At 66.6% G+C, this 25492-nt stretch carries 18 protein-coding genes; 9 read left to right on the top strand and 9 right to left on the bottom strand.

Annotation, left to right across the window (positions count from 1 at the left end):
* Nucleotides 1-44: 44 nt before the first annotated feature.
* From VZ068_RS00250 to VZ068_RS00235, 4 genes are all read right to left on the bottom strand, one after another.
* Nucleotides 45-3137: an efflux RND transporter permease subunit gene (locus VZ068_RS00250; protein WP_349656502.1), complete on the bottom strand. Its 3093-nt coding sequence runs from the start codon at nucleotides 3135-3137 to the stop codon at nucleotides 45-47.
* Nucleotides 3134-4342: an efflux RND transporter periplasmic adaptor subunit gene (locus VZ068_RS00245; protein ID WP_349656501.1), complete on the bottom strand. Its 1209-nt coding sequence runs from the start codon at nucleotides 4340-4342 to the stop codon at nucleotides 3134-3136. Before VZ068_RS00245 ends, VZ068_RS00250 begins: the two co-directional genes overlap by 4 nt.
* 460 nt (nucleotides 4343-4802) lie before the next feature.
* Nucleotides 4803-6191, bottom strand: a complete 1389-nt coding sequence (locus VZ068_RS00240; RefSeq protein ID WP_349656500.1) for an ATP-binding protein — start codon at nucleotides 6189-6191, stop codon at nucleotides 4803-4805.
* Nucleotides 6188-6853, bottom strand: a complete 666-nt coding sequence (locus VZ068_RS00235; RefSeq protein ID WP_259166551.1) for a response regulator transcription factor — start codon at nucleotides 6851-6853, stop codon at nucleotides 6188-6190. Before VZ068_RS00235 ends, VZ068_RS00240 begins: the two co-directional genes overlap by 4 nt.
* Nucleotides 6854-7153: 300 nt before the next feature.
* Here VZ068_RS00235 and VZ068_RS00230 point away from each other — a divergent pair, with 300 nt between their 5' ends.
* Together VZ068_RS00230 and VZ068_RS00225 are read left to right on the top strand one after the other, a co-directional pair.
* Nucleotides 7154-7828: a response regulator transcription factor gene (locus tag VZ068_RS00230; protein ID WP_259166550.1), complete on the top strand. Its 675-nt coding sequence runs from the start codon at nucleotides 7154-7156 to the stop codon at nucleotides 7826-7828.
* Nucleotides 7825-9189: a HAMP domain-containing sensor histidine kinase gene (locus VZ068_RS00225; RefSeq protein WP_259166549.1), complete on the top strand. Its 1365-nt coding sequence runs from the start codon at nucleotides 7825-7827 to the stop codon at nucleotides 9187-9189. The genes VZ068_RS00230 and VZ068_RS00225 overlap by 4 nt, the downstream gene beginning before the upstream one ends.
* Before the next feature lie 71 nt (nucleotides 9190-9260).
* On the opposite strand, the gene VZ068_RS00220 is transcribed toward VZ068_RS00225, so the two are convergent.
* From VZ068_RS00220 to VZ068_RS00210, 3 genes are all read right to left on the bottom strand, one after another.
* Nucleotides 9261-11207: a MacB family efflux pump subunit gene (locus VZ068_RS00220; protein ID WP_349656499.1), complete on the bottom strand. Its 1947-nt coding sequence runs from the start codon at nucleotides 11205-11207 to the stop codon at nucleotides 9261-9263.
* 71 nt (nucleotides 11208-11278) lie between these two features.
* The gene (locus tag VZ068_RS00215; RefSeq protein WP_259166545.1) at nucleotides 11279-12469 is read right to left on the bottom strand and encodes an efflux RND transporter periplasmic adaptor subunit; all 1191 of its coding nucleotides are present in this window, start codon (nucleotides 12467-12469) and stop codon (nucleotides 11279-11281) included.
* The gene (locus VZ068_RS00210; RefSeq protein ID WP_349656498.1) at nucleotides 12466-13860 is read right to left on the bottom strand and encodes an efflux transporter outer membrane subunit; all 1395 of its coding nucleotides are present in this window, start codon (nucleotides 13858-13860) and stop codon (nucleotides 12466-12468) included. The genes VZ068_RS00215 and VZ068_RS00210 overlap by 4 nt, the downstream gene beginning before the upstream one ends.
* Nucleotides 13861-14282: 422 nt before the next feature.
* Between VZ068_RS00210 and VZ068_RS00205 the strand changes: the two genes are divergently transcribed.
* The 3 genes from VZ068_RS00205 to VZ068_RS00195 all read left to right on the top strand — a co-directional run bounded on the left by VZ068_RS00205 (nucleotide 14283) and on the right by VZ068_RS00195 (nucleotide 16189).
* The gene (locus VZ068_RS00205) at nucleotides 14283-14861 is read left to right on the top strand and encodes a methyltransferase domain-containing protein (RefSeq protein ID WP_349656497.1); all 579 of its coding nucleotides are present in this window, start codon (nucleotides 14283-14285) and stop codon (nucleotides 14859-14861) included.
* Between the two features lie 5 nt (nucleotides 14862-14866).
* Nucleotides 14867-15475: a VTT domain-containing protein gene (locus VZ068_RS00200; protein ID WP_349656496.1), complete on the top strand. Its 609-nt coding sequence runs from the start codon at nucleotides 14867-14869 to the stop codon at nucleotides 15473-15475.
* A 501-nt stretch (nucleotides 15476-15976) separates the two neighbouring features.
* The gene (locus VZ068_RS00195; RefSeq protein WP_259166538.1) at nucleotides 15977-16189 is read left to right on the top strand and encodes a hypothetical protein; all 213 of its coding nucleotides are present in this window, start codon (nucleotides 15977-15979) and stop codon (nucleotides 16187-16189) included.
* A gap of 89 nt (nucleotides 16190-16278) precedes the next feature.
* Here the strand turns inward: VZ068_RS00195 and VZ068_RS00190 are convergent, their stop codons facing one another.
* Nucleotides 16279-16515: a hypothetical protein gene (locus VZ068_RS00190; protein WP_349656495.1), complete on the bottom strand. Its 237-nt coding sequence runs from the start codon at nucleotides 16513-16515 to the stop codon at nucleotides 16279-16281.
* On the opposite strand from VZ068_RS00190, the gene VZ068_RS00185 reads away from it, so the two are divergent.
* Nucleotides 16514-17179: a VacJ family lipoprotein gene (locus tag VZ068_RS00185; protein WP_259166537.1), complete on the top strand. Its 666-nt coding sequence runs from the start codon at nucleotides 16514-16516 to the stop codon at nucleotides 17177-17179. The two genes, VZ068_RS00190 and VZ068_RS00185, sit on opposite strands and share 2 nt — an antisense overlap.
* Before the next feature lie 131 nt (nucleotides 17180-17310).
* Here VZ068_RS00185 and VZ068_RS00180 read toward each other — a convergent pair whose 3' ends face one another.
* Nucleotides 17311-18612, bottom strand: a complete 1302-nt coding sequence (locus tag VZ068_RS00180) for a DNA topoisomerase IB (protein WP_349656494.1) — start codon at nucleotides 18610-18612, stop codon at nucleotides 17311-17313.
* A 56-nt stretch (nucleotides 18613-18668) separates the two neighbouring features.
* Here VZ068_RS00180 and VZ068_RS00175 point away from each other — a divergent pair, with 56 nt between their 5' ends.
* The 3 genes from VZ068_RS00175 (at nucleotide 18669) to VZ068_RS00165 (ending at nucleotide 25484) form a co-directional block, all read left to right on the top strand.
* The gene (locus tag VZ068_RS00175; protein WP_046962772.1) at nucleotides 18669-19049 is read left to right on the top strand and encodes an I78 family peptidase inhibitor; all 381 of its coding nucleotides are present in this window, start codon (nucleotides 18669-18671) and stop codon (nucleotides 19047-19049) included.
* 202 nt (nucleotides 19050-19251) lie between these two features.
* The gene (gene gltB / locus VZ068_RS00170) at nucleotides 19252-23724 is read left to right on the top strand and encodes a glutamate synthase large subunit (protein WP_349656493.1); all 4473 of its coding nucleotides are present in this window, start codon (nucleotides 19252-19254) and stop codon (nucleotides 23722-23724) included.
* A 278-nt stretch (nucleotides 23725-24002) separates the two neighbouring features.
* Nucleotides 24003-25484 carry an FAD-dependent oxidoreductase gene (locus tag VZ068_RS00165; RefSeq protein ID WP_349656492.1) on the top strand — a complete coding sequence of 494 codons (1482 nt, stop codon included), beginning with the start codon at nucleotides 24003-24005 and terminating at the stop codon, nucleotides 25482-25484.
* The last annotated feature ends 8 nt before the right edge of the window (nucleotides 25485-25492 follow it).

Genomic DNA, 25492 nt, shown 5'->3' with positions numbered 1-25492 from the left:
GCCGCGCTCGCCTGGTGGCTGCGTCGTCGTTTCGTCAGTCGTCCTCAGTCTGCCGAACGCGCCTGGCCGGCTGCATCGTCATCAACCCGGCCGAACGCGTCGCGCCAACGCCGATGCAGCCATGTCTGGCCATCGTGGATGCAGCTGAACACCGCAGGCACCACGACCAGGCACAGCAGCGTCGAACTGATCAATCCCCCGATCACTGCGATGGCCATCGGCTGACGGAAACTGGCATCGGCGCCGAAGCCCAACGCGATCGGCAGCATGCCGGCGATCATGGCAACGGTGGTCATCACGATCGGACGCGCGCGTTTGTGGCACGCATCGAGCAACGCGGCGTCGACGCAGGCTGCCCCATCGCCGATTGCGATCACCGCGTATTCCACCAACAGGATCGAGTTCTTGGTGACGATACCCATCAGCATCACCAGGCCGATCATCGACGGCACATCGAGCTCGCTGCCGCACAGCAACAGCGCGATGAAGGCGCCGCCGAGCGAAAGCGGAATGGCCGACAGGATGGTCAACGGCTGGAAGAAGTCGTTGAACAGCAGGATCAGCACGCACAGCATGCACAAGGTGGCGATCACGATCGCCAGCAGCAGGCCGGACGATAGATCCGCCGCCACTTCGGCATCGCCGGACTGGATCAGCGCCACGTTTGCAGGCAGTTGCCGGATGGCCGGACGCGTGGTGGCCAAGGCCTGCGCCTTGCTCAACGGCATCTCGCCCAGGTCGGCACTCACCGTGACGTAGCGTTGGCGATCGTAGCGGTTGATCTCGGTCGGGCCGCTTTCCACTGCCAGGACCGCGACGCTGGACAACGGCACCAGGCCATCGCGCGATGGCACGCGCAGATTGGACAAGGCCTCCAGATCGGCACTGACCCGGTCGGGAACCTGCACGCGGATATTGATCTGCCGGTTGTCCAGATTGAGCTTGGCAAGTTGCGGTTCGAAATCGCCGCTGGTCGCGGTGCGCAGGGTCTGGCCGATATCGGCGCTGCTCACGCCGTAACGGGCGGTCTGGCTCTGGATCGGCCGCGCAACCAGTTCCGGCCGTTGCAGGCTTGCAGTGGTGCGCACACCCGACAGGCCGGCCGCGCGCAACTGGCTTGCGAACGCAGTGGCGGTGGCGTTGAGGGCGTCCTCCGATTCGCTGGTGAGAATCATCGACAGGTGTTCGCCCGGCCCGCCGCCGCTCACGGTGACCCGTGCGCCGGTGATATTGACCACGACCTGCCGCACTGCGCGCTCGATCTGCGCCTGCGCCGCGCGCGTCTTGCGCGGCGACAGCACCAGGGTCATCTCGGCGTTGCGCACCTGCGCCACCTGCGCATCGCGTCCACCCGCATCGCCGCCGATGCTGGTGAACACCGCGCCGACGCCGTCGATGCGGCCTACCGCCGCGCGCACCCGTTCGGTGACCTGGCGGGTCTGCCCGATGTCGCTTTCCGGCCCCAGCTCGACCTTGACGGTGATGAAGCCGCGGTCGCTGGGCGGCACCAGACCCTTGGACAGCAGCGGCAACAACGCCAGCGACAACAGCAGGAACACGCCGGCCGCGCCCAGGGTCGCTGCGCGATGCCGCAGGCTCCACTGCACCAGCCGCAGGTAGCCGGCAGTCACCACGCCGGTCGTCGGTTCGGCTGGATTGTCGTGCCGCGCGCCGAGAAAGGTGGCCGCCATGATCGGGGTGATCAGCCGCGCCACCATCAACGAGGCCACCACCGCAATCACGGCAGTCCACCCGAACTGCTTGAAGAACAATCCCGGGATGCCGCCCATCAACGTGGTCGGCACGAACACCACCACCAGGGTGGCGGTGGTGGCCATGACCACCAAGGCGATCTCGTTGACTGCGTCGGCAGTGGCCTGAAACGCGGATTTGCCCATGCGCCGGTGACGTTCGATGTTCTCGATCTCGACGATGGCGTCGTCGACCAGGATGCCGACCACCACTGCCAGGGCCAGCAAGGTCAGCGTATTGAGCGAGTAATCCAGCCACCACATCACCGCGAACGACGGCAGGATGGACAGCGGCAGCGCCGATGCGGCGATCAGGGTGGCGCGCCAGTCGCGCAGGAACAGCCACACCACCAGCACCGCCAGCAACGCGCCCTCGTAGAGCATCGACATCGACCCTTCGAATTGCTCCAGGGTGTAGGCCACGGTGCCGGAGACCGGAGTGATGCGCAGGGAGGTGTCGCTCCGTTGCAACTGCTGCAGCGCCTGCGCGACACCTGCGGCGATCCTGGTTTCGTCGAAGCCCTTGGTGCGATAGAGGCTGAGCCCGATCACCGGCTTGCCGTCCAGCAGCGCGGCCTGCCGACGGTCGGCGATGCCGTCGCGCACGCGCGCGATCTGCTCCAGGCGCACGCTGCCGCCGCTGGCGAGCGCAATCGACATGCCGGGCAGCTGCGCGGCCTGCCGCACACCGGCCAGCGTGCGCACCGATTGCTCGGCGCCGCCCAGTTGCACGCGTCCGCCGGAGGAGTCCTGCTGCATCTGCTGCAACGCGCGCGATACATCGGAGGTGGTCACCCCAAGCGCCGTCATCTGCACCGGATCCACCTCCACCCGTATCTCGCGCTGCACGCCGCCCAGGCGCTGCACGCGGCCCACACCTGGCACCTTCAGCAGCGCCTTGCTCACGCGGTCGTCGACATACCAGGACAGCGCGGTCTCATCCAGCGTCGTGGAGGTCACCGCATAGGTCAGAATCGGCGTGCTGTTTTCGGTCACCGCACTGATGGCCGGCTGCAGCAGTTCCGGCGGCAACGACGAACGCACGCGGTCGACCGCATCCTTGGTTTCGATCAACGCATCGGACAGCGACTTCTCCAGGCGAAATTCGGCCACGATCTGCACCTGTCCATCGCTGATGGTGGTGCGCAGGTGACGCAGGCCGCTGACGGTGGCGAGGGAGTCTTCCACCTTGCGCGCCACATCGGTTTCCAGCTGCGCCGGTGCCGCCCCCGGCTGTGTCAGGGCGACAGTGACGGTGGGCAGATCCAGATCCGGCAGCGCCTGGATGGAAAGATTGCGGAAGCCGTACACGCCCGCCAGCGTCAGCAGGAAAAACAGCAATACCGCAGGAATGGGATTGCGCAGCGACCAAGTAGCGAAGTTCATCGTGGCCCACGTGGAATCAGCTGCATGCCGACCAGCGGGCCGGCCGGTGTGGTCCTGACCAGCACCGTATCGCCATCGGCGAGCAATCCCGCGCCCTGCGCCACGATGCGCTCGCCGTCAGTCCACGGCTGCAGCAGTTCGACCTCGCTACCGAAGCGCCGCCCCACCGTCACCGGTTGCGCGCGCACCCTGGCAGCGGCGCCGCTGCCGACGACGCGGAACACCAGGCTGCGGCCATCGCGCACCACCACGCTCGACGCCGGTACCACCAGCGCGCGGCTGGACGGCAGCGCCACCGCACCATCGACGTACATCCCGCCGCGCAACAGGCTGTCGGGCGGGATATCCGCATACACCACGCCAAGCCGGGAGCGCGCATCCAGCAGCGGCGCGATCTGGCGCACGCGTGCGCCCACGGTGCTGCCGTCGGGTAGCCGCAGCCGAACCGGCTGGCCCGGCGCGATCCGCGCGATCTGCTCGGGCGTGAACTCTCCGCGCCACTCCAGGCGCCCCTGGCGCACCAGGCGGAACAGTTCCTGGCCGCTGCTGGCCACCGCGCCCAGCGTCGCGCTCTGCGCGCTGATCAAACCATCGTCCGGGGCGGTGATGTCGGCTTGCTGCAGTTGCAGCCGGTTGGCATCCAGCTGCGCCTGCGCCACCGCGATCTGGGTGTTGGCCGTGACCGCTTCGGTCACGTAGCGCTGTACTTCCTGATCGCTCATCGCCCCGGCCGCCTGCACGCGCACGGCGCGCATGCGATTGGTATCGGCCTGATGCGCGGCCGCCTGCGCCTTGGCCAGGCCTGCGCGCAGTTCTGCGCGTGCTGCCAACAAGGTTGCGGTATCGAAACGTGCCAGCAGCTGCCCGCGCGCCACCACATCGCCGACCGCCACGTTGAGCGTCACCAGCCGCAGCCCGTTGCTTTGCGAACCGATCACCGCTTCCTGCCAGGGCGCCACGATCCCGGTGGCCGACAGCGTGCTTGGCCACTCCACCTGACGTGCCGTTATCGCCGTGACCGACAACGCGGTGATCGGAAGCGCGTTTATGGGTGCTGGCTGGGCGCGCGTGGACCACCACCAGCCCGAGGCGATGGCACCGCTGCCCAGCAGACACCACAGCAGCGGCGTTGCGAAGCGTCGCGGTCCGCGCCTGGGTGCCGCAGCGGGGGTACGCGCGCGCGCTGTCGTGTCGGTTGGGGTCATGGTGGTTACGCGTTCTGAGGCAAGGGAAAGGACATCAACACGCCGGACAGCCTCCGAGCGCATGGGCGCGTGGCGATCGGCCGCGTGGCGCCGAAGGGCAGTAGCGGTCGCACCACCTCTGCCGTTGCGCCCACGCTGCCGACGCGATGACGTTGGCAAGCTCGGCGCAGCGGGGAAGCGGTAAGCGCATCGCAAGCGCCAGCGAACCGCTGGCTGGATGGCATCGTTGCAAGCAGCCGTTAAAGAACTTTTAGTCGGTTGAAGAATTCTTTAAGCGCACCGGGGTGGCTGTGCGAAGTGTTCAGCCCTGGCCGCCAGCGCGGTCGCGTCGATCGGTGCCAGGCCGGCGACCTGCAAACTCCCATCGCCGTGCACTGCGGCCGCCGCAGTGCACTCCAGCGTATCCAGCACGCGCAGCGAAGTCCCGCACTCCGTGCCTGCCCCACGTCGGAGCATCCATTCAGCCCCTGGCGCTGCCTGGAAAGACGATGCGCACGCTGAACCCGCGCCCGCTCAGACCTGGCCCGGTTTCGATGCGCGCCTGGTGCAGATCCGCGATACCGGCGACCAACGACAGCCCGATGCCGCTGCCGCGGACGGGGGTGCCGGCCACGCGATGGAAGCGGACGAAGATCGCCTCACGCTCGGAGTCGGGAACGCCCGGGCCATCGTCGGCCACCTGCAGATAGACATTGCTGAGGGCATCTGCGCCATCTTCGCCCGCATCGACAACATAGCCGCAGCTGACCAGGATGTTGCCGCCCTCGGAGGTGTAACGCATCGCGTTATCCACCAGGTTGCGCAGCAGGATGCCGATCTCGTCCACGTTGCACGCAACCACACAGCTGTGGATGTCCAGATACAGCGCACGCCCGTTCTGCGTCGCATGCACCTCGAATTCCTGTGCCACGTGATGCACCAGCACGCTGAGTTCGGTCGGTTGATGCAGCGATGCGCTACGTCCTGCGTTCAACCGCGCCAGATCCAGCAATTGTTCGGACAGGCGCGTGCTGCGCCTGGCCACGCGCAGCAGCTTCACCAGCGCCTGGTTCTTGCTGTGCAGATCCGGTGCGCCCAGCGCGATTTCGGCCTGCGCCTGCAGTGCCGACAGCGGGGTGCGCAGCTCGTGCGCGGCATCGCCGATAAAACGGCGTTCGCCTTCGATCACCGCATCCAGCCGCTCGAGCAGATGATTGAACGACGCCACCAGTGCATGTATTTCGCGCGGGAGCCTGGACAACGGCAACGGCGTGAGGTCCAGGTTCTTGCGCCGCCGCAATGCCTTGCCCAGCGCTCGGACTGGTTGCAGCGAGCGACGCACCACGAACCACATCACTGCGCCTGCCACCACCACCAACACCGTGGCCAGGGCGAGCGCGTGCCACGCTTCGTGGCGCAGGTCCGCATCGACCACGCTCTGCGGGTTGCCGACCTGCACGCTGACCCGCCCGGTCTTGTCGGTGATCGCCGACACCCGCCATTGTTCTCCATCGACGACGGTGGTGGCCGCTCCATCGGTAAACGACGGCTGCAGTGCCGAATCGGGCGCACCCGGCGTGCGCGCCACCATCCTGGTGCGATCGATCCAGACCTGGAATACCAGCTTTTCACGCGCACCGGTAAAGCCGTCCGGCAATTGCAGGCCGGGGCCGGCCCTGGTGTCGAACCGGCTCTTGGCCGGTATGGTGATCAGCATCTGGGTGGCGATGGCTTCGAGCTTTTCGTCCCAGGTACTTTCCAGATTGAGCGAGAGCAGCGTCAGCACCAGGGCAATGACCGCGACCCAGCACAGGGCGATGACGCTGACGATCACCATGAACAGCTGCGCGGTGATGGACTTCGGCCTCACGCGCCCGGCTGCCCCACCACATACCCCAGGCCGTGCACGGTCCTGATCAGGTCCTCGCCCAGCTTGCGCCGCAGCTGATGGACGAACACCGCGATGGTGTTGCTCTCCAGCTCGCTGCTCGGCCCGTACACCAGGTCCTGCAGGCGGTCGCGGGTGAGCACGTGCCCGGGCCGTTCGATCAACGCCAGCAGCGTGCGGTACTCGTGCGCGCTCAGCACCACATCGACGCCACCCCGGCTGACCGTGCGACGACTGCGGTCGACCTTGACCTCGCCGAAGCTGAAGATCGGCACCACGCTGCCCTGGCTGCGGCGGATCACCGAACGCACCCGTGCCCACAACTCATCGAACTGGAACGGCTTGACCAGGTAGTCGTCCGCCCCCGCATCCAGCCCGACGATGCGCTCGCTCAGCTGGCCGCGCGCGGTCAGGATCAGCACCGGGGTGGCATCGCAGCGCGCGCGCATGCCGCGCAGCACCGACAGCCCGGAGTCACCGGGAAGCCCCAGATCCAGCAGCACCGCCGAATACGGATGCTCGACCAGCACCGCGTTGGCCGCGGCCGCATCCAGGACATGGTCCACATCCCAGCCGCCCTGCCGCGCACCATCGCAGATGGTGTCGCCCAGCATCGCGTCGTCTTCGACAAGGAGCAGTTTCATTCCGTCCGCGTGCGTGCGCAAAGTGGGGGGCCAGCATTCCAGGGCGGGTTTAATTCTGCATTAAGACGCCCGGCGATCGGAGCGGCGCGCCGTGGCCCGGCTGCAGCGCGACAGGGCGCGCAGGATGTGTCCCCGCCAGCCGGCGCCGCTACGGCGAGCCCAGCGGCACTCCAGCACGCTTCCTGCCCGCCTGCCCGTCGCAGCGGCATCAGGGTAGCCTGGGGCTCCGGCGTGCCAGGACATGTTCAAGACAGGTCGCTGGTGTAGAAGGACGGGGCCACCGGCGGCGGGAGGAAGCTCATGAAGGTACTTTTGGTCGAGGACGAACCGGAGATGGCATCGGCCATCCGTGACGTCCTGGCGAACTACAGCATGCTGGTGGACCACGCGCCGACGCTGGCGGCCGCCGACAGCGCCGCCGCCCTGGGGAGCTTCGACGTGGTGATCCTCGATCGGCAATTGCCCGACGGCGATGGCCTGCGGTTTCTGAAAACCCTGCGCGAGCAGGGCAACGTCACCCCTGTCCTGGTGCTCACGGCGCTGGGCGAGTTGTCCGAACGCGTGGTCGGCCTGGACGTCGGCGCCGACGATTACCTGGCCAAACCCTTCGCCGTGGAGGAGTTGGTGGCCCGGCTGCGCGCACTGGCGCGTCGCCCGGCGCATCTGCAGACCGATATCGTCACCGCCGGTGCCTTGTCCTACGACTTCGTCAACCGGGCCGCGACCATCGATGGCGCCGTGCTGGATCTCAAACGCAGGGAATTGCTGGTGCTCGAAGCGCTGCTCAAGCGCTTCGGTCGCATGGTGCCGCGCGCGGCGCTGATGCAGGCGGTGTTCTCGATGGACGACGATGTGCAGCCGAACGCATTGGACACGCATGTCTCGCGCTTGCGCAGAAAGCTCTCCGATGCGCAAAGCGCGCTGGCGATCAATGTGGTGCGCGGGGTCGGCTACATGTTGAGCGCGCAGGCGTGACATCCCGCCCGCCCTCCTTGCGCTGGCGCCTGGTCCGGGGCCTGGCGGCGGCGCAGACCGCGATGATCGCGGTGGCAGGCCTGGTCATCTTCCTGCTGGTCATCAAGGCGACGGTGGAGTTTTCCAACGGCAATGTGGCCTACGAGTCGCAGACCCTGGAGACGCTCACGCAGTCGGTCGCGCGCGATCGGCAGGGCCGGCTATTCATGCGTGCAAGCGCCGACATGGCCGCGCTGCGCGCCAAGTCGACCGGTCTGTGGTTCGTGATCAGGGACACCCACGGGCAGAGCGTGTCCGAGGGCACGCCGCCGTCCAGGATCCGCGCGGCGCTGTCGCTGCTGCCGCTGGTGGAGTCGGCAACCTTCGATGTGGCCGGTGCTTCCAGCACCGACAATCGCGCCAGCGTGGGCTGGGTGGAGACCGACGCCGGACGCGTGCAGATCGCGTTCTGGGGGCAAGGGCCGGTGAGTGCGTGGGAACTCATGCGGCTGGCATCGCCGGTGTTGTGGCAGACCCTGCTGATCATCGCGCTGGTCGCCGTCTCGACCATGCTGGTGATGCCGTTGGCGGTCAAGCGCGGCCTCAGGGGTCTGGATACGGCGGCTCAGGAGGCCAGCACGATCGATTTCCATCGCACCGGACAGCGCCTGACCCTCAGCGAAGTCCCCGCCGAGGTCGCCCCGTTCGTCACCGCCATCAACGATGCGTTGCAGCGCCTGGACACGGCGCTGGCCAAGCACAAGCGCTTCATCGCCGATGCTGCGCACGAGTTGCGCACACCGGTGGCGATCCTGACCACGCGCCTGTCTGCGCTGCCGGCCGGCCCCTTGCGGACACGGCTGATGGAAGATGCCGTGCGGCTCGGCGCACTGACCGGGCAGCTGCTGGACATCCAGCGGCTCGACTCCGGAACCATGGTGTTTTCGCGTCTGAATCTGGCGGCGATCGCAGAACGGGTGGTGCTCGACCTGGCACCGCTGGCATTCGCAGCAGGCTACGAGGTGGCCTTCGAGACCGATTCTGCGGTGGTGCACGTGGATGGCGATGAAGTGTCCATCGAACGTGCGCTCACCAACCTGATCCAGAATGCGATCAGCTATGGCGGACGTCAGGGAACGATCACGATCCGGGTTTCGGCAGCAGGCACGGTGGATGTGGCCGACGAAGGACGCGGGGTCAAGGATTCCGAGCGCGAACGCATCTTCGAGGCGTTTCATCGCGACAGCAAGGACGGCCGTGGCGCGGGCCTGGGACTGGATCTGGTGCAAACCATCATGCGCCACCACGGCGGCAGCGTCCTGCTGGTCCCGGATACCGCCGCAGGCGCCTGCTTCCGACTGGTGTTTGCGGCGGCGGCGTAGCGCCGGCAGCCCTGCGCCATCTGACGTGGATGACGGCCGCGGCGGGCCGTCTTCGTCCACGTCACCGCATATCAGCTGCGCGCCAACGCCTTGATCGGATCCAGGCGTGCCGCACGCCGCGCCGGCAGGAAGCCGAACACCACGCCGATCGCCGTGGACACGCTGAACGCACCGATGATCGACCACTGCGAGAACACCATTCCGAAACCCGGACTCAACCAGCCAACGAGCACGCCCGTACCCAGGGCCAGCGCCACGCCCAGGGTGCCGCCAACCAGGCAAACCAGCGTCGCTTCGATCAGGAACTGGCGCAGGATGTCGGACTGACGCGCCCCTACCGCCATACGCACGCCAATCTCCTGGATCCGCTCGGTTACCGACACCAGCATGATGTTCATCACCCCGATGCCGCCGACCAGCAACGAGATGAGCGCAATGGAGGAGATCAGCAAGGTGATGGTGCGAGTGGTCTGCTCGACGGTCTTGCGCACGCTGTCGGAATTGGACAGGAAAAAATCCCGGCGCCCGTGCCGCTGCAGCAGCAGCGCGTCGATACCACGCTCGGCTACCTCGCTTGGCACCTGCGTCGACACGCGCACCGTCAGGCTGCGCACGCGCGTATCGCCGGACACGCGCGCCATCGCCGTGGTGTAGGGCAGCCACACATTGAGCGCGCTGTCGCCGGCAAACGCTGCGGTCGGCCTGGCGGCGACGCCGACGATCCGCAACGGCACCGATCCCAGCAGAATCACCTTGCCCAACGCCGATGCGCTGCCTGGAAACAGCGCACGCGCGGTGGCCTGGTCGATGACCGCCTCCGGCGCCCTGGCCCGGATGGCATGCGCATCGAAGCCACGCCCATGCGCGAACGCGTAACCACGTACCCTGAAAAACTGCTCGCCGACACCGGTGATGCTGGCGACATCGTGGCGCCCATAACGCAGACCAGCGCTGGTGGAGATCGATGGCGTAGCGCTGTCCACGTACTCCAGCCCGGCGATCGCTGCGGCATCGTCGGCGCTCAGCGTCCGCACCGCGTCGGCATCACGATCGCCGAGGCTGGTCCCGGGCATGACCTCGATCGTATTGGTGCCCAGCGCATCGATGTCGGACAGGATCGAGCGCCGCGAACCTTCGCCAAGCGCGACCACCGACACCACCGACGAAATGCCGATAATGATGCCCAGCATGGTCAGCAAGGTACGCAGACGGTGGTTGAACATCGAACGTAGCGCCATCTGGCCGGCTTCGCCAAAGCGTCCCAGCAGGTCCGCCAGGCGCCCCGCCCTGTCGGCGACCGGCGCGTCCCTGATCGCGGCGGCAGGGGTCGCCGGGCGCAGCTGGCGGTCGGCCACGATCCGGCCATCGCGAATCTCGATCACGCGTTGCGCGTGCGCCGCCACCTCAGGGTCGTGCGTGACCAGAATGATGGTGTGGCCTGCCGCATGCAGCTCCTGCAATATCGCCATGACCTCCTTGCCGCTGGCTTGATCCAGCGCACCGGTCGGCTCGTCGGCCAGAATGACTTCGCCGCCGTTCATCAGCGCGCGGGCGATCGACACGCGTTGCTGCTGCCCACCGGACAGCTGGCCGGGCCGGTGGTGCAGCCGCGTCCCCAACCCCAGGCGCTCCAGCAACGCCTGCGCGCGAGCACGGCGTGCATCGGCCGCGGTACCGTTGTAGATCGCAGGAATCTCGACATTGCCGATCGCATCCAGCTCCCCCAGCAACTGATAGCGCTGGAAAATGAAGCCGAAATGGGCACGCCGCAAACGCGCCAGGCTGTCCGGATCGAGTTGACCGATGTCCTGCCCGGCGACTTCGTAGCTCCCGCGCGTCGGGCGATCCAGGCAGCCCAGGATGTTCATCAGGGTGGATTTGCCCGAGCCCGATGGACCCATGATGGCGACCATCTCGCCGGCATGGATGCGCAAGGTGACATCGCGCAGGATCGCAACGCTGCCGTCGGCAGACGGAAACTCCTTGCAAAGCGCGCTGACTTGCAACAGGGCGGGCATGACTCAGGCTCCAGTGGATGATCGGGAACAGGCATGGGATGCGCGCCTGCCCGTTCCGGTACGGCGGCGCATCAAGGCGTCTGCACAGGCAGATCGACGTCGCTGGTGATTACCCTCTCACCCAGTTCAAGGCCTGCGGTCACCTGCGCGTTGATGCGGTTATTGAGCCCCACACGAATGCGTCGCACCTGCCGCTCACCATCGGCGGTCAGCACGTGGACCACGTAGCTTCCATCGGCAGTCCGCTCGCCCAGCGCGCCACTGGGGATCAGGCGTGCAGCGCGTGCGCGCGCCAGCACGATCGTGGTCTGCGCGGTCATGTCGATGCGCAGGATGCGCTGCGGGTTGGGCACATCGAAGATGCCATTGAAGTACACCGCGTTGTTGCCAGCGCTGGTCGCCTGGCCTGTCGATGCGCCGGTGGCATCGCTGGCGATCGTGGTCGGGCCAGGCTCCAGCGCAGACAGCACTGCCCGATAGCGGGTGTCGGGGTCGCCCAGCAGGGTGAAATAGACGCCCATCCCGGCCGACACCCGGGTGACATCGGCTTCTGAGATCTGCGCCTTGACGGTCATGGTGTCCAGACGTGCGAGCTTGATGATGGTCGGTGCGCTCTGGTTGGCGTTTACCGTCTGCCCCTGCTCGGTGACGATCGCCACCACCTCGCCATCCATTGGCGCCACCACCCGCGTGTAGCTCAGATTGAGCTCGGCGGTGCTTGCTGCAATCGTGGCTTGCTCGCGCTCCGCGCGTAATGCCTCCACATCCGCACGCACCGTCGCCAGTGCAGCTTCCGCCGCCTCGGCATCGACCCTGGCCACCGCATCGTCGGCCATCAATGCACGCTGGCGCCGGTCTGCCAGGGTGGCCTGACGCAGGCTCGCCAGCCGTGCGGTCAACCTGGCGTCCGCGCTGCGCACTTGCGCCTGCGCGGTGCGCAGCGCGTTCTGCTGCGGCAACGCGTCGATCTCGGCGATCGGCTGCCCTTTCTTGACCGAATCTCCGAGTTTGACGTGCAGCGCCACCACCTGGCCGGTGACCTGCGCGCCAACGCTCACCAACTGCGAGGCGTTGATTTTGCCAGTCGCCAGCACGGTCTCTTCGATATCTCCAAGCACCACTGCCGAACTGGCCACCTGCGGTGCGCTCGCTGGAGTAAGGAACTGCAGCTTCACCAGCCAGCCGACCAGCAGCAATGCAGCGACGATCAACCACCAGCGGTAGCGCCGCAGGCGCTGCAACCACGGCATCGGGCGGCTCATGGCGCGATGCCTCCCTGCGTGGATACCTGCATCCATTCACCACCCAGCACGCGATAGGCGGTCACCAGGTTGCTGTCGCGTAGCAGCGTGGTGTCCAGCATGCCCTGCTGCGCCGCATACAACGCTCGCTGCGCATTCAACAGGTCCACCAATCCGGTCTGCCCGCGCTCGTATCTGGCGGCGGCGATGCGCGCCTGCTTGCTTGCGGCATCGATCAGTTGCGTCTGTGCCTGCAGTCGCCCGGCAATACTGCTACCGATGGCCAACGCATCGGCCACATCGCGGAATGCGGTCTGCAGCGTCTTCTGGTACTGCGCCTGGGCTATCTGGGTATCGAGCTCGGTCACCTTCAGGTTGGCGCGATTGGCGCCGTGATCGAACAGCGGCAACGCTGCGGAGGTGGCGATGTTCCAGCTACCTGCGCCAAGCAGCGTGGACAACGCCGTGCTGGCAGTGCCATAGCTGCCGGTCAAGGCGATGCGGGGAAAGAACCGCGCGCGTGCAACGCCGATATTGGCATTGGCGCCGATCAACGCATGCTCTGCGGCCATGACATCGGGGCGACGCAGCAGCAATGATGAGGGAACGCCGGCCGGCAACGGACCGTTGAGCGATAGCACTGCCTCGCCACGCGCATCACGCGCGTCGGTATCGGGCAACAGCGTCTCGGGCACCTCGACACCGGCCAGCAGGGTCAGCGCATTGCGGTCCTGCTGGAGTTGCGCGTCCAGGCCAGCCTGTTCGGCGCCGATCTGCGCCAACGCGGTGTCCGCCTGCGCCAACTCCAGCCCACTGACCGCACCCTGGTTGTAACGGGCCAGCGTCAACTCGTACACCCGTTGCAGGTTGCCTGCGCTCTTGTTCACCAGCGCAAGGCGTTGCTGGTCCGCGTCCAGTCTCAGCCATGCAGTGGCCACTTCGGCGATCAGGCTCAGCGAGGCACTGCGTCGGTTCTCGTCGCTTCGCAGCACATCCTGCAGGGCCGCTTCTTTCAGGTTTTTCACCCGCCCAAAGAAATCCAGCTCATAGCTGGCAAACCCGAACGAGACCGAAAGTTGGGATTGCTGATGGCTGGCATCGGCCACGGTACCGTCCAGCGTCACTGTCGGCAGCGTGTCGGCATCACGCAACCGGTAGCTCGCCCTGGCGCGTTGCACATTGAGCATTGCAAGCGCCAGGTCCTGATTGCGCTCCAGTGCCAGCGCCACGGTATCGCGCAAGCGCGGGTTGACGAACACCTCGCCCAGCGCCTTGCCCGCGAAGCGATCTTCGGATGTCGCTTGCGGTTGCGGGAGTTGCGGCGATGGCCGCACGTAGCGCGGCGCCAGGTTGGCGCAGCCACCCAGCACCAGCAATACCATCGCCGAAGCGATGCTGGCTGAAAGTCTCATCGTGTTCTCATGGAGCGTTGTGCGGCAGCAACGCGCCCCGCTTCCATGCATGGCGAGGCGGCAGTGCAACGGCACAGGAAAGGAACTGATTGCCACGCATGCTGGCAGCGCTGTCTGTCGATAGCCTGTCTGCGGCCGTGTTCAGTTCAACGTTGCGCAGTGCATTCAGCCAACGTCAGCCAGCGTCGATCACTTGCAGCGTGGGTTATCTCGCGCAGTCGCAAGGGTCGAGCAGATGCAGCATTGCCGTCATGCGGTCGATGCTGATGCGTGGCTGAATTTCCGGCCATGGTCCGGCATTAACGACAGACTGCGGACAGATTGACGCCTTAGCGTTGTGGCGCCGAATGCGTGTCACCATCGAGCGGATGGCGATTGTGTCCCGCAGATTGGGCTCAACTCTTTCAACGCTGTGAGGATAGATGGCACGTTCGTATATGGCTTCGTTTTTTCGCGAATGGATCGCAGCTCCCTGCTCGGTTGCCGCGATCCTTCCCTCCGGGCCCGCACTCGCCTCCAGCATCACCTCCGAGCTCTCGGAACGTACCGGGCGCGTTCTCGAACTTGGCCCCGGTACCGGCGCATTCACCCAATCGATGCTCGACAAGGGCGTGCGCGAAAAGAACCTGTTCCTGCTCGAATACAACCAGACGTTCTCATCGTTGCTCACGCGCCGCTTCCCACACGCGACTGTGCTGCAGATGGACGTTTCCGATCTGGAAGCGTTACCCCGCTTCGATGGGGCCTACGTGGATGCCGTGGTCTGCGGTCTTGGCTTCTTGAACATGCGCGCACATCAGGTGGCCGCCATCGTGCGTGGTGCCTTCATGCATCTCAAGCCGGGCGGATGCATGTATCTGTTTACCTATGGCCTCAAATGCTCGGTGCCGGCGCATATTCTCGATGCGCTCGATCTGGAGGCGGTCAAGATCGGGCGGACCTATCGGAACATTCCGCCAGCGACGATCTACCGTCTGCAACGCCGCACCTACACGCGCTAGCCAACATGCAGACCAACGACGTATTGACGCTGGTGTTGAGCTTCGGCCTGCCAGGCGTGCTGGCGATGTCCTACATCGAAAAATTCATCCCGGTGGTGCCCTCCTATCTGATGCTGATGGTGATCGGCATGACTGCCGATGGCGTGCCGTCGCTGCTGGCGGTCTGGGGTATCAGCGTGACCGGATCGTTGCTGGCAACGGTCAGCTGGTACGAGATCGGCCGCGCGCTCGGCAACGATCGCGTGCGCACCCTGGTGCTCAACTATGGGCGTTTCGTGTTCCTGCGCATTGCGACCTACGACCGCCTTGCGCTGTCTTATCGCCGCAACGATTTCCGGGTCACGCTGGCCGGCCAGGCAATCCCGGTGGCGCGGATCTATCTGGCGTTGCCGGCGGGCGTGATCCGGGTGCGCTTCTGGACCTTTCTGCTGGCCGCAGCGCTTGGAATTGCCGGCTACAACGCGTGCTTTTTGCTGGTGGGCTTCTGTCTGCGCGGAACCGGACACGATCCGCTGGTCACCGGCATGGTGATCGCAGCAGCGCTGGTCGCACTGGAATGCGTGGTGTTCTTTTCGATACGCAAGAAATCACGCACCACGTCGATGAACGTCTAGCCGGTAGAGGTTGCGCTGCAGTGATGACATCGATCACTGGACTGGCTGCGCCCTATGTCCTTCCCCGCGCCAGCATCGATGGCCGTGCGTACGTACGGCGATGGAACGACGCACGGTGCTGACTCTGGCGTGCGCGCCGTAGCGGGGTTTCGGCAGCACCTCGAATGAAGCGTCTTTCCGGCCGTGCTGCGCGACGTCCATACGCCTTACGCGAATCCCGCACAGCGGCGCATCAGCGCTACCACCCCACGCCTCACCCATGGCGTCCATGCGTAGTGGATCGGGCCGTCCTGCGCCCGTTCGTCGAGGGGATTCGTGAACGCATACCTACCGGTGGCGAGCGATCAAAAAACTCTTAAAACGCGATCCGCAGTGAGTCCATAGGATCGCTTCCAGCAACTGCGCTGCAGTGCCCCAACCCGCTGCTTGCATCCATCTGGCCGCTCGCCAGATGCCGGTGCAGTGTCGGCCGACTGCAGCCTTCTCTCTTCGGAGCGCAGCATGTTTTCCCAACGCCCTTCCACCCTCTCCCGGCGGCCATCGCCCACCAGCAATCGGCAGGCATGGCACGACCTGCCGGACCTGCAGCATCACCACGCCAGGCGCCGGCGACTGACGCAACTGCGCTGGATGGCGGGCATTGCCGGCGGCGCAGTTGCTGCGTTGTGGGCCGGCCCGTTGCTGTGGTCGTGCATGTGCCGCCTGCTCGCATAGAGCGGTGACGCAGCTGGTCGCGGTTGTGTCGGGCGCCCCATCCCTTGCATCACTTCACCCTTCAAGGACCATGCAATGACGATTCCCCGTTACCTGGCGGCCGCCTGCACGCTGCTGTTGCTCTCGGCCTGCGCGAGCGGCCCCGCCGCGAAACACACATCGGTGCCGACGTCCATCGGCCCGGCACCGACGGCGACACTGGTGATGCCGCCAGCCTCGCCGCCTGCCTCCGGCCCATCCGCCCAGCCGATGGTGGCGAGCGCTCCCTCCCTCCGTCGCGACGCCGCGCAGGAGGTGCCGGATGCAGCGCGTACGGACCCTGCCATGTCCACGTCGGCCGCGGCGGCCACCGCCGCCGAGCAGGACGACCAAGCGCTGTACAGCGCGACACCGGTACGCGACCCGTGGGAGTCCTACAACCGCAAGATCCATGGTTTCAATCGCGGTGCCGACAAGGTGCTGTTCCGTCCCGTCGCGGTGGCCTACGACAAGGTCACACCCAGGCCGGTCAAGACCGGTATCAGGAACATGTTTGGAAACCTCGGCCAGCCAGGTACCGCCGTCAGCCAGGTGCTGCAGGGCCACCCGGTCAAGGCGGCGCAGTCACTCGGGCGCTTCGTGATCAATAGCACCGTCGGGGTCGCCGGGCTGTTCGATCCGGCCAGCCGCTTGGGCATGCCCAAATACAACGAGGACCTAGGACAAGCATTTGCGACATGGGGCTGGGATAACTCGCGCTACCTGGTGATGCCGCTGCTGGGACCCGGTACCGTGCGCGATACGCTAGGTCGTGTCGGCGATCAGCGGCTCACGCCGATCACCTACGTAGGCAATGCACGTATCGCCAACTCGCTGATCGGCCTGCAACTGGCCGATGGCCGCGCGCGCATGCTGCCGATGGACGCGATGCAACGCGATGCCGTGGACGACTACACCTTCGTGCGCGATGCCTGGGGCCAGCGCCGCCAGAAGCAGATTGCAGACGATTGATTGCTGCCAGTCCGCTGCATACGGCACCACGCGGCGGACGCGGCCACGCGCTGGATCCACCGCTGGCCAATCAGCGCCAGCAGTCTGTGGTTCGCGACCATCTCGCCAGCGCTCCGCACCCAACCGCAGCATCATGCAACACGCTTGCGGCGGCCGGGATTGCGTGTGGCTGGCGTACCTGGCGCGTTGGCCTTGCGTTGCTTGCTGCGCGAGTCGGTCAAAAAGCGCAGCGTGGCCGCCTCCCACTGCCGCTCGCCACGCACCCCGGTGGCCATCGCCTGCAAGTGGCCGGCGCGCCAGCCTTCGAATACGCAGGGGTCGATGTAGGCCTTGCGACACACCGATGGCGTGTTGCCCAGCGCATCGGCCACTTCGCGGATGACATCGTTCTGCACCTGCGTCAACGCACGTTCGCTCATGCGTTCGGGCAGCGGCAGCCGTGCCAGGCGTTGCAGCGCCGCCAGCGTGCCGCCCCAGGTGCGGAAGTCCTTGGCGGTGAAATCCTCGCCCATCGCCTCGCGCAGGTAATCGTTGACCTCGCCCGAATCCACCGGTTGCAGCTGGCCATCGTCGTCGCGGTACTGAAACAGCGATTGCCCCGGCAGTTGCTGACATTGCCGGATCAGTTTGACCAGCTGCTTGTCGTCCACTTCGATGTCGTGATCCTGGCCGCTCTTGCCGCGGAATTTGAGCCGCGCGCGTCCACCTTTCAAGAACTCCATATGCCGGTTGCGCAAGGTGGTCAGCCCATAGGAGCGGTTGCTGCGCGCATATTCGGCATTGCCCACGCGCACCAGCGTGTCGGCCAACAACGCCACCACGATCGCCAGGACCTTCTCGCGCGGAAATCCCGGCAACACCAGATCGCGGCGCAGCCGGCGGCGCAACTTGGGCAGCGCCTGGCCGAAGGCGATCACCCGTTCGAACTTGCCTTCGCCACGCACCTGCGCCCAATCGGCGTGGTAGCGGTACTGCTTGCGCCGCCGCGCGTCGCGCCCGGTGGCCTGCAGATGGCCATTGGGTTTGGCGCAGATCCATACCTCGGTGTAGGCCGGTGGAATGGCCAGCGAGCGGATACGCTGCAAGGTGTCCGCATCGGCGACACGCTGCCCGTCCGCACTGCGGTAACTGAAGCTCTTGCCGGCCTTGCGGCGGCTGATGCCGGGCTGCTGATCGTTGACGTAGGTGAGCCCGGCCGCGCGCGCGGTGGCCTTGGCCTGAGCGACGGCGGCCACGGTGGCGGCTGCGGCCGTGGCGACCACCGCACCGGTGGCGGCGGCGGCAAGCTTGCCGGCGGTGCTGGCCGTGGTTGCGGCATTGCGAAGAACACGTTTGGCTTTCATTGCGCACGGATCGAAGGACTGGCGCCGATTGTTGGGCCGCGCAGCGCTAGGCCGCGTCAACGCAACGACAACGCCGTGTGGGCAAGCCATGCCCGCAGCGCAACTTTGTGCTTATGCTTGGGCATCCCCCTTTGCTGGAGTCATCGATGCGCGCTGTCCTGCCTATTGCCCGCCTGGCTTGCACCTTGGTCGTGCTGACTGCATTGACTGCCTGCAACAAACCGCAACCCGATGAACAAGAAGCCGTTGCGGCCAACGCACAACAGGCGGCCGAGCAAGCGTCCGCGCCGGTGCCGGATGCAGCCCCGGAAGCGCCGCCGATCGGCAGCTGCGACGCCACCCAGGTGCAGTCGCTGGTTGGCCAGCCCATCACCGATGCAGTCGGCGAGCAGGCTCGCAGCGATGCCGGCGCCAAGTCGGTACGCGTGCTCAAGCCCGGCCAGATGGTGACGATGGAATTCAACGGCGAACGGCTCAATCTGGAAGTGGATGCCAAGAACGTCATCACCGCGGTGCGCTGCGGCTGAGCCTGCGCTGGCGCCTGTGATTGGACAGGCGCCAAGCCTGCTGGCACAAGGGATTGCAGCGGGTCTCGTTGCAGCTGTAACGGTGTATTGCGGCACCGCATCAACTGTGGTCTAGTCGATCATCCGGTGACCTCTTCGAAACGCTCCACGGATCGAGCGCTGCAACGTCGTCGCCGCTCTCCCAGATCGCAAAGAGGCAGACATGGCCCCCCGCACTCGCCAAGGGCTCAACGACTACGGTCTCTACAACAGCGCGCGCGACGAACGCGACGCCTGTGGTTTTGGCATGGTCGCCCAGTTGGACGACCAACCTTCCCGTTCGCTGGTGGACACCGCGATTGCGGCGCTCTCGCGCATGACCCACCGCGGCGGCGTGGCGGCCGACGGGCTCACCGGCGATGGCTGCGGCCTGCTGATCCGCAAACCCGATGCGTTCCTGCGCGGGCTCGCGCGCGATGCCGGCATCACCGTGGGCACGCGTTACGCGGCCGGCGTGGTGTTCCTGCCGCTGGAAGAGGCCGATGCCGCTCGATGTCGTGCCGAACTGGAAACCCAGCTGCACAGCGCCGGCGTGCACTTTCGCGGTTGGCGCGTGGTGCCTACCGACGACAGCGTCTGCGGCCAGCTGGCGCGCGACACCTTGCCGCGCATCGAGCAGGTGTTTGTCGATGCCGGCGCCGAGCAGAGCGAGGACGGCTTCACCCTGGCGCTGTTCCTGGCGCGCCGCCGCGCCGAGCAGCAGCTGCGCGAGGTCGAGAACTTCTACGTCACCACGCTCTCGCCCAACGGCATCAGCTACAAGGGCATGGTGCTGCCGGACAAGCTGAGCACGTTCTACCCGGACCTGCAGCGCAGCGACCTGTCCTCCAGCGCGATTGTCTTTCACCAGCGCTTTTCCACGAACACGCTGCCGCGCTGGCCGCTGGCGCATCCGTTCCGCCTGCTCGCCCACAACGGCGAGATCAATACCATCGAAGGCAACCGCCGCTGGGCGCAGGCGCGCAGCAAGGTCTGGCAGACCCCGCGCTTCGATATCGCGCAGTTCGACCCGGTGATCTCCATGCATGGCTCGGACTCGCAGAGCCTGGACAACATGCTCGAGCTGCTGATCGCCGGTGGCATGGACCTGCTGCAGGCGCTGCGCATCCTGGTGCCGCCGGCGACCCAGTCGCTGGAATTCAAGGACGCCGACCTGGCCGCCTTCTACGAGTTCTACGGCCTCAACACCGAGCCGTGGGACGGCCCGGCCGGCATCGTCGCCTGCGACGGCCGCTATGCCGCCTGCATGCTCGACCGCAACGGCCTGCGCCCGGCACGCTGGATGCTGACCTCCGACCGCCATTTCCTGGTGGCCTCCGAGGCCGGCGTGTGGGAACTGCCGGCCGAGCGCATCACCCGCAAGGGCAAGCTGGGCCCAGGCGAGATGATGGCGATTGATCTCAAGCGCGGCGACCTGCTGGACTCGGACGCCATCGACCGCATCAACCGCGCGCGCGCGCCGTACAAGCAATGGCTGCAGCAGGGCGTGACCTACCTGCAGACCGAACTGATCGACCCCTCGCTGGTGGAAGAACCCTTCAGCGAGCAGACCCTGCGCAGCTACCACAAGCTGTTCCAGCTCAGCACCGAGGAAGTGGAGCAGATCCTGCGCCCGCTGGCCGAGACCGAGCAGGAAGCCACCGGCTCGATGGGCGACGACACCCCGATGGCGGTGCTCAGCCGCCAGACCCGGCCGCTGTACGACTATTTCCGCCAGGCCTTCGCGCAGGTCACCAACCCGCCGATCGACCCGCTGCGCGAAGGCATCGCGATGTCGCTCACCACCCAGCTCGGCAAGGAGACCAACATCTTCCATGCCGGCGCCGAGACGGTGAACCACGTCATCCTCAACTCGCCGGTACTCAGCCAACGCAAGCTGCGCCAGCTGCTGAAGATGGAGCAGTACGTCGAGCGCAATCGCCTGATCGACCTGTCCTACAGCGTGGAGGAAGGCCTCAAGGCCGGCCTGGAACGCATCTGCCAGGAAGTGGAAGCGGCCGCGCGCGACGGCGCCGTCATGCTGCTGCTGTCCGACCGGTATCCCGTGCCGGACCGGCCGATGGCGCATGCGCTGCTGGCCACCGGCGCGGTGCACCACCACCTGTGCAAGGTGGGCCTGCGCTGCGACGTCAACCTGATCATCGAAACCGGCACCGCGCGCGATGCGCACCACATGGCCTGCCTGCTCGGCTTCGGCGCCACCGCGGTGTATCCGTACCTGGCCTACCAGACGCTGTTCGACCTGGGCCGGCGCGGCATCCTGCAGCTGAGCAAGGGCGGCGAGCAGTCGCAGATCGGCCGCCGCTACCGCAAGGGCATCTACAAGGGCCTGTCCAAGATCATCTCCAAGATGGGCATCTGCACCATTGCCAGCTACCGCGGCGCGCAGTTGTTCGAGATCGTCGGGCTGGACCCGGACGTGGTGGAGCTGTGCTTTGCCGAAACGCCCGCCCGCATTGGCGGCGTGGGCCTGGCGCGGCTGGATACCGAGGCGCGCGAGCTCACCGCACGCGCCTGGAACGACCAGCTCAAGCCGGAAGTGGGCGGCCTGCTCAAGTACGTGCACGGCGGCGAGTACCACATGTACAACCCCGACGTGGTTATGACGCTGCAGCGCGCCACCCGCACCGGCGATGCCGGCGACTGGCAGAAGTACGTCGACGCGGTGCATGCGCGCCCGGCCTCCACGCTGCGCGATCTGGTCCAGCTCAAGCGTGCCGATACCCCGACCCCGCTGGACGAGGTCGCCCCGGCCAGCGATGTGCTGCGCCGTTTCGATACCGCCGCAATCAGCCTGGGCGCGTTGTCGCCCGAAGCACACGAGGCGCTGGCCATCGCGATGAACCGCCTGGGCGGGCGCAGCAATTCGGGCGAAGGCGGCGAAGACCCGGCCCGCTACGGCACCGAGAAACGCTCCAAGATCAAGCAGGTGGCCTCGGGCCGTTTCGGCGTGACCCCGGAATACCTGGTCAATGCCGAGGTGCTGCAGATCAAGGTCGCCCAGGGCGCCAAGCCCGGCGAAGGCGGCCAGCTGCCCGGCCACAAGGTCAACGAACTGATCGCGCGGCTGCGCTATGCCAAGCCCGGCATCGGCCTGATCAGCCCGCCGCCGCACCACGACATCTATTCCATCGAAGACTTGGCCCAGCTGATCTACGACCTCAAGCAGGTCAACCCCACCGCACTGGTGTCGGTGAAGCTGGTCGCGCATGCCGGCGTCGGCACCATTGCCGCCGGCGTGGTCAAGGCCGGCGCCGACCTGATCACCGTGTCCGGCCACGACGGCGGCACCGGCGCCAGCCCGGTCAGCTCGATCCGTTATGCCGGCGTGCCGTGGGAACTGGGCGTGGCCGAGTCGCACCAGGCGCTGGTGGCCAACGACCTGCGGGCACGCACCATCCTGCAGACCGACGGCGGCCTGAAGACCGGCCTGGACGTGGTCAAGGCCGCGCTGCTGGGCGCCGACAGCTTCGGCTTCGGCACTGCGCCGATGATCGTGCTGGGCTGCAAGTACCTGCGCATCTGCCACCTCAACAACTGCGCCACCGGCGTGGCCACCCAGGACGAGCGCCTGCGCGCGAACTACTTCACCGGCCTGCCCGAGCGCGTGGAGCATTTCTTCCGCCTGCTGGCCGAGGAAGTGCGCCAGTGGTTGTCCTACCTGGGCGTGCGGTCGCTGGACGAGATCGTGGGCCGCACCGACCTGCTGGAGCAGCTGGACGTCGCTCCGCGCGCCGGGGTCAAGGTCGACCTGTCGCGCCTGTTGACGCATGCCCGCTACGACGGCAGCCATTGCGCGGCCCAGCGCCTGTACGAATCGCCCGACAGCCTGGCCACGCAGATGGACGGCCTGCTGGCCGATGCGATCGCCAACAAGACTGGCGGCGACCATCGCTTTTTGATCCACAACACCGACCGCTCGATCGGCGCACGCCTGTCCGGCGCCATCGCGCGCGTGCACGGCAACCACGGCATGAGCGATGCGCCGTTGAACCTGCGCTTCCGCGGCACCGCCGGGCAGAGCTTCGGCGCGTTCAACGCCGGTGGCCTGCAGCTGGAGCTGGAAGGCGAGGCCAACGACTATGTCGGCAAGGGCATGGCCGGCGGCCGGCTGGTGGTGCGTCCACCGCGCGGTGCGCGCTTCGAGGCGCGCAGCACGCCGATCGTGGGCAACACCTGCCTGTACGGCGCCACCGGCGGTGAGCTGTTCGCGGCCGGCCGCGCAGGCGAGCGCTTTGCGGTGCGCAATTCCGGCGCGCTGGCGGTGGTGGAAGGCGCAGGCGACCACTGCTGCGAGTACATGACCGACGGCGTGGTGCTGGTGCTGGGCAAGGTCGGCCTGAACTTCGGCGCCGGCTTCACCGGCGGGCTGGCGTATGTGCTGGATATCGAACGCGACTTCGTGGACCGCTACAACCACGAACTGATCGACATCCACCGCGTCTCCGCCGAGGGCTTCGAGAACCACCGCCAGCACCTGCACACCCTGATCAGCCGCCACCGCGAGTTGACCGGCAGCATCTGGGCGCAGCAGATCCTGGACGAGTTCCGCGACTACATCGGCAAGTTCTGGCTGGTCAAACCCAAGGCCGCCAGCATCGAGTCGTTGACCGAGTCGCTGCGCCGCGCCGCCTGAGTTGTGCTCCCCTCTCCCGTTCGCGGGAGAGGGGTCGGGGGTGAGGGCCGGTGGCCCGCAACCCTCATCCGCCCCTTCGGGGCACCTTCTCCCGCAGGCGGGAGAAGGACTGCAGTCGCAATGCTGGCAGCACATCGTCAGAGTCGTCGCAGTACTCCCCTCTCCCGCTGGCGGGAGAGGGGTCGGGGGTGAGGGCACAGGCCCCGCCGCCCCTTTTCCGCCCCTTCGGGGCACCTTTTTCCGCACGCGGGAGAAGGGAATCAGCCACGGATTTTCTTATGAGCCGCAAGCAAGCCTTCCAATTCCTCGACCTGCCCCGGACCATGCCCACGCGCATTCCGGTGGAGCTGCGTACCTCCGGCGACTGGGGCGAGCTGTACGGCAAGTTCGACAAGGCCGACGCGCAGTACCAGTCCGGCCGTTGCCTGGATTGCGGCAATCCGTACTGCAGCTGGAAATGCCCGGTGCACAACGCCATTCCGCAGTGGCTGCAGCTGGTACAGGAAAACCGCATCGAGGAAGCCGCCGCGCTATGCCATTCCACCAATCCGCTGCCGGAAGTGTGCGGGCGGGTGTGTCCGCAGGATCGCCTGTGCGAAGGCAGCTGCACGCTGGAGGAATTCGGCGCGGTCACCATCGGCGCGGTGGAAAAATACATCGTCGATACCGCCTTCAAGATGGGCTGGCGCCCGGACCTGGGCAACGTGCAGCCGAGCGGCTGGCGGGTGGCGGTGATCGGCGCCGGCCCGGCCGGCCTGTCCTGCGCAGACCGGCTGGTGCGTGCCGGGATCGAAGCAGTGGTCTACGACCGCTATGAGCAGATCGGCGGGCTGCTGCAGTTCGGCATCCCCAGCTTCAAGCTGGACAAGTCGGTGATCGGCAAGCGCCGCGAGATCCTGGAAGGCATGGGCGTGCAGTTCCGCCTGGGCGTGGAGATCGGCCGCGACATCAGCATCGAGCAGTTGCTGGGCGAATACGACGCGGTGTTCCTGGGCACCGGTGCCTACCGCTATACCGATGGCGGGCTGCCCGGGCAGGATCTGAAGAACGTGCTGCCGGCGCTGCCGTTCCTGGTGCAGAACAGCCGCATCGTCAGCGGCAACGACCCGCACGGCCGGCCGATCGCCGGCTGGGAAGACCAGATGGCGCTGCCCGACCTCAACGGCAAGCGCGTGGTGGTGCTGGGCGGCGGCGACACCGGCATGGACTGCGTGCGCAGCGCGATCCGCCTGGGTGCGGCCAAGGTCACCTGTGCGTACCGCCGCGACGAGGCCAGCATGCCGGGCTCGGCGCGCGAGGTGGCCAACGCGCGCGAGGAAGGCGTGCGCTTTTTGTTCAACCGCCAGCCGCTGTCGATCGAATCCGGCGCCGACGACGAGGCCATCGGCGTCACCGTGGTGGAAACCAGGCTCGGCGAACCCGACGCCAGCGGCCGCCGCAACGCGATGCCGGTGGAAGGCAGCGAATCGCTGCTGGAAGCGGACGTGGTGATCATCGCCTTCGGCTTCTCGCCGACCCTGCCGGACTGGTTGGCCTCGCAGGGCGTGGAAGCCGGCAGCAACGGCCGCATCGTCGCACCGTCCGACGACAACGGCCGCCTGCCCTACCAGACCAGCAACCCGCGCCTGTTCGCCGGTGGCGACTGCGTGCGCGGCGCCGACCTGGTGGTCACTGCCGTGGCCGAAGGCCGCGATGCGGCGGGCAGCATCGTGCAGCTGCTTGGGGTCAAAGCGCAGGTCAAGGAGCCGGCTGCGGCGTGAGTCGTTGA

The sequence above is a fragment of the Xanthomonas sp. 10-10 genome, assembly GCF_040182365.1.
GTDB classification, from domain to species: Bacteria; Pseudomonadota; Gammaproteobacteria; order Xanthomonadales; family Xanthomonadaceae; genus Xanthomonas; species Xanthomonas arboricola_F.
The sequence above is the reverse complement of the archived record's forward strand: the minus strand, read 5'-3'. Positions and strand labels throughout refer to the sequence as shown.